Source organism: Cupriavidus sp. 01L46 (assembly GCF_056399905.1).
Genome location: NZ_JBFTSF010000239.1, coordinates 1 through 10,214, shown reverse-complemented (window position 1 = coordinate 10,214; position 10,214 = coordinate 1). Strand labels below are relative to the sequence as shown.

Here is a 10,214-nt window from a genome sequence, read left to right as displayed (position 1 = left end):
AGATTCACCTGCGTGGCGTGCAGCAGAGGTTTGACGCCATGCGCAATGRGATACCAGTGCTCAGAAAGCTGGCGGACGAACAGGGCATAGCGAAGATCGAACGGTTGAATGATGTTGTGCCCCTGCTCTTTCCCCATACAACCTACAAATCCTACCCGCTTTCGCTACTGGAGCGCGGTCAGTTCGACCGGCTGACGCGTTGGCTGAACGGATTAACAAGACAGGATCTCAGCGAACTGGATACCCAGGACATCCATACCATTGATGCATGGGTGAAACGGCTTGATGACTGCAGCGAATTGCGGATACTGCATACGTTTGGTACGAGCGGCAAGCTTTCGTTCGTGCCGCGCACGGCGAGAGAGTGGACAATATCGAATACACTCACCGCGCACTGCGTGCGTGACTGGCACGGCGCCGGCAGCGGGCCAGACTTGTTGAGCGCACGAATGCCAATGGTGCAACCGGGTTATCGTTTCGGCGCCGGCGCAACGTACCGGGGCGTGGAAGAGATGGTCAAGCGTTGGGCTGGAGGCGATGAGAATGCGCTGTTTCTCTATCCGAACGACTATTTCAGTGCTGATATTGCCTCCCTGGCAGGTCGCTTGCGGGCAGCCGAATCGCGCGGCGAACAGGGCAGGCTGGAGATATCACCAGCCCTCCTATCCCGCCGTGAGGAGTTCGCCGCACGGGAGCAGCAGCGCCCGGAACTGATGAAGCGGTTTTTGGAAACGGCAGTCCAGCGATTCGGAAAACAGGATATTTGTCTGTTCGCGGTATGGCCAATCCTCTATGAATGGGCCGAAGAAGCCCTGGCCAATGGTACGCGCAATGCCTTCGGCGCCGGCAGCGTGCTGATGAGTGGCGGGGGCAACAAAGGGCGTGCACTGGCGGACAACTATCGCGAGAGAATATTCGAATTTCTAGGCTTTGACCGGGTATTCGAGTTCTACGGCATGAGCGAATTGATGGTGAGTCTTCCTCGCTGCAGCCACGGGCACTTTCATGTGCCCCCGGTGTTGGTACCTTTTGTCCTCGACCCCGAGAACGGTCACCCCTTGCCGCGAGAAGGGACTCAGACGGGCCGATTCGCCTTTGTGGATCTGCTGCCGGATTCATACTGGGGGGGCTTGATCACCGGCGACGAAGTCACCTTGAGCGGCTGGGATGCTCCTTGCGAATGTGGGCGCTGCGGTCCCTACGTGCACGCTACCATCCAGCGCTATAGCGAAAAGCAAGGTGGGGATGACAAGATAAATTGTGCCGGCGCGCCGGAGGCCCATGACAAGGCGGTGGAATTTCTGTTGTCTGCGGTGCGATGAGTGACTTCGGCTTGCCGAGTGCGCCGTCATCACGCCGCGGATAAGCTGTGCCACCCGCTAACTCGACTGACTTTTCCGACTACCGGCCGGGCCGCCTCCCCCAACTTGGATGCCGGCCCGGCGCGACCGTGCGGATCAGAACTCCAGTGGCCTTTGCACAGCGTCGACGCCACCGTCGATGAACACGACATTGCCGTGTAGATATGCCGCCTCGGGCCGGCATAGGAACGCGATCAGCGCGGCCACCTCATCGGGCTGCGCGCGCCGCCCAATGGGGGGCAGGAAGTCGCGGATGGCATCGCCATAGCGCGGATCCCGCAGGCCGGCCTGCAGCAGCGGCGTTTCCACCGCGCCGGGCGCCACCACATTCAGGCGCACCCCGGCCCGCCCCCAGCTGGCGGCGCGTTGCCGTGCCGCTACTGCGACGGCGTACTTCGCGCTCGCATACGCCAGATAGCCCGCTTGGGCGGCCTGCTGACCACCCGCCTCCTCCTCCGCGCGCACCAGGGCGTGCACGCCGTCCTCATCGCCTGCCAGGTAGGCGTCGCGCAGCGGGCTGCCTGCCCAGGACTGCAGCGTGGCCGAGTTCGACGACACCACCACGGCGCACGGATCCGTGCCTTGCCGCAATGYCGCGAACAAGCCGTCCAGCAGAGGTACCACGCCGAAGTAGTTGACTGAAGCGACCAGCGTCGCAGGATCGACATGCGGGCCCACGCCAGCGCAACAGATCAGCCTGTCGATCCTGCCGCCGGACTGCGACAGCGCGCCATCGATAGCGGTCTCGCGGCCGTGCCGGGTGGAGAGGTCGGCGTGGATCTCGGCATCGCGCAGGTCAATGCCGATGACCCTGTCGCCGTCGGCTAGCAGGCGCCGGCGTACGGCCGCGCCCATGCCGGAGGCCGAGCCGGTGATGATGGTAGTTGTCATGGTGTTCGGTTTCGTGAGTGAAAAAGAGGAAAAAAGAAAAAGGCGAAAAGCGGAAAGAAGAAAGCGGAAAGAAGAGAATCGAGACAAGCCAGGCGGCGTCAGGGCGACTGCCGCTGGCTGAGCGTCATCAGCGCCGCCGCACCGCGGCGGCGCTGCCCGTTGCCAGGGCCGGCCATCACACCCGCGCCGGCCAGTCCCGTCGCCCACAACCACCGAGTCCGCGTCAACACTGTCTCCCGACCGCTTTTTGGCCTCTTGCTTGATACTAGTCACCGGCCCGGCAAGCCGCTTCGTCTGAGCAGACTAAGGGGAATCCCGCAACACCCAGCCGGGCCACCTCTCTGAAGCCGGGAGTCATATTTGCGAGATTTCCCTCGCCGCTCTCGCCGCACCGCGCATAGCACCTTCGATATAGCCGATGCCAGTGCAATCGCCGACTTCATAGACCCGATAGCCTTCGGCCTCCAACTGCMTGGCAAGCCTCTGGTCACCTGCCGCACCTTTGGCGACGATGACAGTATTCGCATCGACTGCCTGCGCATTACCTGCTTGGTCAGTGAAGCAAACCCTGTCAGGTTCGATCCGGATGTCCGAGGCACCCGGAAACAGGCCAAGGCCGTGCTCTTTAAGCTCCGCAAGCAGCCGCATCCGGCGGACTATGGTCAATCCTGCGCCAAACCGCGGCACCGCATCAACGACTGTCACCGATCGCCCGCGCTCGGACAGGAACTCAGCCAGTTCGAGGCCGACCAGTTCGCCACCGATGATCACGACGCGCTTGCCCAACGGCATCYACTGACGGGTCGCCTGGCGAACGAAATCGAGATTCGAGGTCAGGCCGCTCGCCGCACCAATCTTCGATGCCATGCGTGTCGCCCACCCGACCTTGCGCGCCAGTTCCTGTGAGCCTTCACCAAGCATCAAGCGACGCATGTCGTCTCCGCTCATGACGTGCTGCAGGTCGTTGCCTGGTATTGGCGGCAAGCCGCGCACCGCGCCGGTTGCAACGACAACGGCGTCAGGGGATAGCGTGCGCAACAGTTCAGGTGTCGCCTGAGTGCGCAGGCGCACATCGATTCGTGACGATTCAACCTGGTGCCGGAGCCAGTCGAGCAGTGGCTCGTTGGCCTGATAGGCGAGCGCGGCAATGCGCAACGTCCCGCCCAGTTGGCTGCCCTGCTCCAGCAACGTCACTTGATGCCCGTCCGCCCGCAGCCGTCGCGCTGATTCCATGCCACCGGGGCCTGCGCCGATAACCACGACCCGCTTGCCACCCTTCGGCGATTGACGATGCAAATACTCGAAACCGGTTTCGGGGTTGACCGCGCAGCGCAGCGGCTTGCCAACGTAGATCGCACTAATGCACGTGTAGCAGTAAATGCAGGGCAGTACGTCATCGGGTCGCCCCTCGGTAAGCTTTCGCGGCAGATGCGGGTCGGCTAGCAGCTTTCTCCCCATTGAGACGAAATCGATCGCGCCTTCGGCAATCTTTTCGTCACCCAGCGCGGGCTCGATCCGGCCCGAGGCAATGACCGGAATGCTGACCGCTGCCTTGATCCGCGCCGCAAACGGAAGATTGAGCCCAGGCTCATGCGGGGTATGCGACGCCGAATGCAACTTCGGTTTTCCCGCGTCATGATAAGCGCTCACGGTAATCGCATCGGCCCCCGCCTCCTCGACGATCTGTGCGGTGCGCACGGCCTCGTCAATCGTGATGCCGTCCGGCACGCCTTCCTCGCGCGAGTCGAGTTTGCACCACACTGGAAAATCGGGGCCAACCGCGGTCCGCACGGCCCGAATCACCTCGACCAGGAGACGGACGCGATTTTCCAGCGGGCCACCATATTCATCGGTACGCCGGTTGGTCGTGGGCGAGATGAACGACGACAGGAGATAGCCGTGCCCGCCATGGACCTCGACGCCGTCAAAGCCGGCCCGCCGCGCCCGGCTCGCAGCGGCGGAAAAATGCGCGATCAACGTGTCGATGTCGGCCTTCGTCATGACCTGAATCGTCACGCCGGTGATGCGGCCGAACGGCGCCTCGGCCAACTCTTCGAGCAAGAACGCCTCGGTGAAATCGCCAGTGGGGGGTTCAGGCAGCGAGGGCGCCCACACCGGCCGCCCTGCAAGCATATCCTCCACGCCGATCAACCCGCCATGGTGCAGCTGCGCGGCGATTTTAGCGCCGTGCGCGTGGACGGCTTCGGTCAGTGCGGTCAGGCCGGGAAGGAAGCGATCGTCCGAAATGGCGATCTGGTTCACCTGATTGGCGCCGGCCGGCCAAGCCACGCCGGCGACGCCGGTGATGATCAGCCCCGCCCCCCCTTTGGCCTGCGATTCGTGATAGCGCACGATGCGCTCACCGCAATGACCATCTGGCTCCGCAAGGCTTGCACCCATCGCCGTGACGACAATGCGGTTGCGTAGGGTCATCGTGCCGATTCGGCCAGGTGCCAGCAGGTGGCGATACGATGTGCGGCTCATTGAATGTCTCCTGTGGTTGCGTCTTGATAGACATGCCGGCGCCACGGCGGCGCAAGGCGTGCCATTTATCGCTCCGCATCGATCATCCGATCGGCGCCAGTGGCGCACTGACAAGCGGGCAGTGGGGGAAAGCTTCTTTCGTTCACATGGGAATCTGTCGTGCGGGCGCAATGCCGCGCGACGTCACGCGGTCGTACCATGCCGGACACCGCGGAGAATTCGCATCTGCCGGCGAATCGCACCCTCGTCTGCAGGAACCAGGCTATAGGCAAGTCCAATGCGGCTAGCCAGCGCAATGATGTCGTCCAGCGACGCGGGCGCCGTGCCTGACTTCTCTGCGTAATCGCGGTAGCGTTCAGCCAGCACCTTGTGCCACATCGGCTTGATGTTCTCGAGGATGTAGGGAAACACCTCCGCCGTAACGCTTCTGGCCAGGTAGTCCTGACGAAGCCCGGCGAGGCGTTGCCGGTACTTCACGGCGAAACACACGCATTCTTCGAGATACCCCTCGAAATCGCCCTCGTAGCCCGACAAGCTGCGCTGCATTTCCTCGAAAAATACGCCATTTTCCACGCCAATCGCGGCCTGGATCAGTTCATTCCGGGTGCCGTAGTAACGGTAAAGGGTTCTGCGCGAAATGTTGGCGCGCTTGGCCACATCATCCACGGTGAAACCCTCGATACCCATCTCTGCCATGCAGTCGAGCGTGGACCTCAGAATCAAGGCGCGCCCCTGTTCGGGACAGTCGATTCGGCTGGCGTCGCCCCAGCGAAGTTGTCTATTCATTCGGAACTTTGCCTCTCGCAACGTGATGCGCTTTTGATCGGGGTGTGATCCCGGCATTGCCGTGGCGGCTTCACCCAGTATTGCACAAATTCTATTTTTTGTGCCATTGTCGTGACTCATTTTTGTATTTATGTGCCATAGTGACCGGACCCGATGCGGTTGTGCCGCGCTCGGCAACGGGCAGCTTGTTGGCCTTTGACCCGGCGTACTTCGGCCCGGCTCACCACTGACTGGTACAGGTCGCCTGGAAAACACTTAACGTTGGAGACAAGCCAATGAACAACAGCAATCCGGCCGTGAATTGGGATACAACGTACGACGTGGTCGTCGTCGGTTCCGGGGCAGGCGCGATGACGGCAGCGCTGCGCGCATACGATCTCGGCCTGACCGTGCTCCTCGTCGAGAAAAGCCCGCACTATGGGGGCACGACGGCTATTTCCGGTGGCGGAATCTGGATCCCTTGCAATGACCAGATCCAATCTCTCGGCGGCAACGACTCCTATGAGGAAGCGGTGGCGTATCTCCGGGATGTCGTAGGGGAAGATTTCGATCTGGACAGAATCAATGCCTATCTCAAAAACGGGCCGGAGATGGTCCAGTATCTCGCCACGCAGGCGCAGACGCATTTCCACGCGGTGCCCCGCTATCCCGACTACTACCCGGACCGCACGGGAGGAAAGCCCGGTTACCGAACCATGGAGCCAGCGGCATTCGATGCGCAACGTCTCGGCGATGCCTTTGACGAACTCCGGGCTCCGTCGCCCGCCACCCTGGTGGGCGGGCGCATTTCGCTGACGCAGATCGAAGCCCACACCATTGTCGCGAAGGAGTCCGGCTGGCTCGGCTTGTTGGMACGTCTCGCGTTCCGGTACGCAACGGATTTGCGCTGGCGCCGTCGAACGCGCAGGGACCGCCGGCTGACGCTTGGCAACGCCTTGGTCACGAGCCTGCGCGCGGCACTCGCGCATCGGTCCATACCGCTGTGGCTCGACACCCCGATGCGCACGCTCCATGCGCACGATGCCCGCGTGAGCGGCGTAGCGGTGGAGCGACAGGGACGCGAATACAACCTTCGCGCGCGATGCGCGGTGGTGCTCGCCTGCGGCGGCTTTGAGTCCAGCCAGGAAATGCGCGACCAATATCTGCCGAAGCCCACGCAGGCCGAATGGACAGCCGCCCCGCCGATCAATACCGGGGACGGAATTCGCGCCGGCCTGAAGATCGGCGCGAGCGTTTCGCTGATGGGATACACATGGGGCGTGCCGACGGTACGGGTTCCAGGAGAGGAGAAACAACGCGGGCTTTTCGTGGAGCGTGCGTTGCCGCGATGCGTGCTGGTCAATCGGCTCGGTCGGCGATTCGTCAACGAAGCAGCGCCGTACCCGGACATCATCCACGCCATGTATGCCGACAACGCGCAAACAAAGGCGAATGTGCCAGCATGGCTGGTGTTCGATGCAGAGTATAGAAAACGCTATCCGTGCGGCGTGCTGCTTCCCGGCAGCATACAGCCTGACTCCAGGATTCCGCATGGCTGGCTGGACAGTGTCATCTATCGTGCCGGGACGCTGGCCGAACTGGCCCAGAAAATCGGCGTCGAACCACGCGGCCTTGCCACGACGGTGAATCAAATGAACGCCTATGCGTCAATGGGTACCGACCATGARTTCGGCAAGGGCGGCAATCTCTTCGATCGCTACTATGGCGACAGCTCCTCCAAGCCGAACCCGTGCCTGGGCCCGATCGACCGTGCACCTTTCTACGCGCTGCGGATCGATCCCGGTGAGATCGGCACCAAGGGCGGATTGAGCACCGATGCCTGCGCCCGCGTCCTCCGCCCCGATGGCAGCGTCATTGAGGGATGCTAYGCGATCGGCAATACCTCGGCCGCGGTCATGGGAAAAACCTATCCCGGACCAGGTTCGACTATCGGGCCGGCCATGACCTTTGGCTACATCGCTGCGAATCATATCGCGGCAGAGAAAAGCAACGGAAGCAATCCACGCCCTTGGGTCGACTGACGCAGGCTGGAAACCGTGAAATCCGACGTTACCCGGAACTTGACGACTGGTGGGAAAGTGGAACGCTTACCCCACGGGATGCACATGCAATCTGGCTAACTCTCCTCTCGCTGCCGCAGAAACATGTCGAAGCCGCGGTTGGCCGAACGGCTTTGCAGGACCTCCTTAAAGCTACACATGATCTACATGTAGTGTGTAGTCCGATCAGACGATGTTGATTCCAGATTCCGCAAATATGCTTAGACCAAGAGACTGGCCCTGACGGCACAACAGGAGTCGGCATCTGCCCATGGTGGGCAGCGGCAAGCGGAGACGGCGATGAGAACATGGTTGCGGGCGGTTTGTCTGTTTGTGGCCGGGGCCGGTGCTGCCGTGGCCCTGATCTTTGCCTTTGCAGGGGGCCTGCCATCTGCCCGGCTTGGTTTTGATCCGCAGAGCGCGATCAGACATGACGGAGACTCGACCGGCGAAGAAACCAATGGCTCGGCGATCATGCAGGCGTCTTGCGATGACATCTGCCGGCAAAGCATTGGGGTTGCCGCAGTTGCTCTGCTGAATCACCGCAGCGCCCCATAGTGTGCGTTCCATGCCAAGTCCTGGTCTGGCCCGTGCCGTCATGTCGGCAAGATGCTGCCCCCTAGTGTCCCCGTCACTCTCAGATTGGCGTCGATGGCCGAAGCAAGCCGCAACTGGATCCAGCCATTCGCGCTATTGAAGTAAGCCGAGACTATTCGTCTTCGCTCAACGCCGGTTCCACCTTCGGTTGTCCCATTGGCAAATTGGCAAATTGGCAAACTGGCAGCCCCCGCAGCGAGCCAGCCGGCACGCCCACGTGCGCGCATCGTGCATTCCGTCGATCGAATTGCTCCGCCGAACAACCTCAAATCGTAGTCAGATTCTTCTCGCAACGACACCCATACTTATCCACGGAGTGACCCATGAGAGCATTAGTCTTCGCATCGACCGCGGTTGCGCTTGCGACAGCAAGCCTTACGTGCGCGCAAGCCGCAGGGCAGGAGAACGGCACCTTCCCGGGCCGCAACCCCTGGCTGACCGACAGCGTCTATCCCATTTCGCACGACAATCCGGCCGCGACCGATTCCGTCCYGCACGCCGGCCCAACCAAGGGCCGCAGGCTGTCGGCAAGCGATGTGAAAACCGTGCCAACCGTCTTCACCTCGAATCCTACAGTGAAGAAGATCGGTGACAAGACGATCATTTTCGCGGCCGGCGTCGAGGGCATCAGCAAGATCGACGCGACCGGCGAAGCCTATGACCTGGTCTCGCTCCTGCCCTACCCTGGAATGGAGACGCTGGCCACGAACGGCAATCGCGAGAAGATCCGGGCAGCACTGGAGGAAGTCGACGCCGCCCGCCGCGCGAACGATGACACGAAGCTGCTGGCACTGTCGGGGAAGATGGAGGAACTGGGCTTCAAGCGTCAGATGCTGGCCAACGGTGCCTACAACATGATCGACAAGGACGGCGTTCACTATGCCGCCTTTGGTGGCCTGAAGATCCTGAAGTCCACCGACGACAATGATCCGAAGAAGCCGCTGCGCGTCGTCAAATTCCGGGACTTCTMGCAGGCATTGCCTGAAGACATGCGCAAATCTGCCATCATCGGCATGGGCATGACCTATGCCGGCGATGTCGTTGCCGCCGCGCATGGCGCAGTGCTCCTGCTGGACCGCGATCTCGATCTCAAGGGCACGCTGCTGCTGCCGGGCGAGGCGATCGAAAACAGCATCTGCATTGACGAGAACAGTGGCATCTATGTGGTCACCTCCAAGCGCATGCTGAAGATCGTCTGGACCGGCACCAGGCTGTCCTATGATGAAGCAGATGGTGGCTGGCAGGCCGACTACAACACCATGAGCAGTGCGCAGGCCATCGCTGCCGGCGCTCTGACGACTTMCGGCGGATCCGGCACCACGCCAACGCTGATGGGCTTCGGCAACGACCCCGACAAGCTGGTTGTGATTGCCGACGGCGATGCAAAGGGAGCCAACCTCGTGGCTTTCTGGCGCGACCAGATTCCGCCCGGATTCAAGCAGAAGCCGGGCACCAAGTCCGCACGCATCGCCGATCAGATTCCGCTGGAAATCTCCAAGGCCACGGTCGAGCCGTCGCCCGAGGTGCTGGGCTATGGCGTCGCCCTGCTGAATAACTCCTACCCGAAGCCCGCGCCCGATATATGGGGCAACGCGGTAACGCCCGGCGTGACCCGGCCCGCCCCGCGTGGGGTAGTCAAGTTCAACTGGAACACTCGGACGAAGTCRTTCGAGAAGGCCTGGGTGAACAAGGTGATCGACAACACGGATGTGATGGTCCCYGTCATTTCYGCCAAGAGCAACATGATCTACCTCGCCAACAAGGAAAACGGCAACTACGARTATGTAGGCCTTGACTGGGATACCGGCGCCATCAAGGCCCGCTGGCCGTTCCCGGACGACAGCCGCAAATGGAACGCCTGGGGCGGCATTACCGCATTGCTCGAGGATGGGGATCTGCTGATCGGCGGCATCTTTGCCACGAAGCGGGTAAACGTTGGAGACGGGAAGTAGCTGCGACGTGGGCTGGTTCGCTCCTCTCTCCCATGCATTCCATGAAGTGGGAAGAGGAGCGACATCCTGATCTTAAGTCATCGTAAGTCATCGGCTTTCGCCAT

Annotated in this window: 7 protein-coding genes; 4 read left to right on the top strand and 3 right to left on the bottom strand. The window is 61.6% G+C overall.

The genetic code is table 11. The features are described from left to right. Positions 1-1,322 (top strand): long-chain-fatty-acid--protein ligase (locus AC1DS3_RS29455; protein ID WP_477128494.1); only part of this gene is annotated, 1,322 nt, incomplete at its 5' end. Positions 1,323-1,457: 135 nt separating this feature from the next. On the opposite strand, the gene AC1DS3_RS29450 is transcribed toward AC1DS3_RS29455, so the two are convergent. The 3 genes from AC1DS3_RS29450 to AC1DS3_RS29440 all read right to left on the bottom strand — a co-directional run bounded on the left by AC1DS3_RS29450 (position 1,458) and on the right by AC1DS3_RS29440 (position 5,522). Further along, the gene (locus AC1DS3_RS29450; protein ID WP_477128493.1) at positions 1,458-2,252 is read right to left on the bottom strand and encodes an SDR family oxidoreductase; all 795 of its coding nucleotides are present in this window, start codon (positions 2,250-2,252) and stop codon (positions 1,458-1,460) included. Between the two features lie 354 nt (positions 2,253-2,606). Further along, positions 2,607-4,736, bottom strand: coding sequence for an oxidoreductase (locus tag AC1DS3_RS29445; RefSeq protein ID WP_477128492.1), 2,130 nt, complete (start codon positions 4,734-4,736; stop codon positions 2,607-2,609). Between the two features lie 183 nt (positions 4,737-4,919). Continuing rightward, positions 4,920-5,522 carry a TetR/AcrR family transcriptional regulator gene (locus AC1DS3_RS29440; RefSeq protein ID WP_441638640.1) on the bottom strand — a complete coding sequence of 201 codons (603 nt, stop codon included), beginning with the start codon at positions 5,520-5,522 and terminating at the stop codon, positions 4,920-4,922. A 275-nt stretch (positions 5,523-5,797) separates the two neighbouring features. Between AC1DS3_RS29440 and AC1DS3_RS29435 the strand changes: the two genes are divergently transcribed. From AC1DS3_RS29435 to AC1DS3_RS29425, 3 genes are all read left to right on the top strand, one after another. Continuing rightward, positions 5,798-7,543: an FAD-binding protein gene (locus AC1DS3_RS29435; protein ID WP_477128491.1), complete on the top strand. Its 1,746-nt coding sequence runs from the start codon at positions 5,798-5,800 to the stop codon at positions 7,541-7,543. A 318-nt stretch (positions 7,544-7,861) separates the two neighbouring features. Then, positions 7,862-8,119 (top strand): hypothetical protein, encoded by a 258-nt coding sequence (locus tag AC1DS3_RS29430; protein ID WP_441638636.1) that lies wholly within the window; start codon positions 7,862-7,864, stop codon positions 8,117-8,119. Between the two features lie 362 nt (positions 8,120-8,481). Beyond that, on the top strand, positions 8,482-10,110 hold the full coding sequence (locus tag AC1DS3_RS29425) for a hypothetical protein (protein WP_477128490.1): 1,629 nt from the start codon (positions 8,482-8,484) through the stop codon (positions 10,108-10,110). The last annotated feature ends 104 nt before the right edge of the window (positions 10,111-10,214 follow it).

Excerpts from the sequence above, each read along its gene's own strand:
- AC1DS3_RS29440 (WP_441638640.1), bottom strand. The coding sequence starts at position 5,522 with ATGAATAGACAACTTCGCTGGGGCGACGCCAGCCGAATCGACTGTCCC.
- AC1DS3_RS29430 (WP_441638636.1), top strand. The coding sequence starts at position 7,862 with ATGAGAACATGGTTGCGGGCGGTTTGTCTGTTTGTGGCCGGGGCCGGT.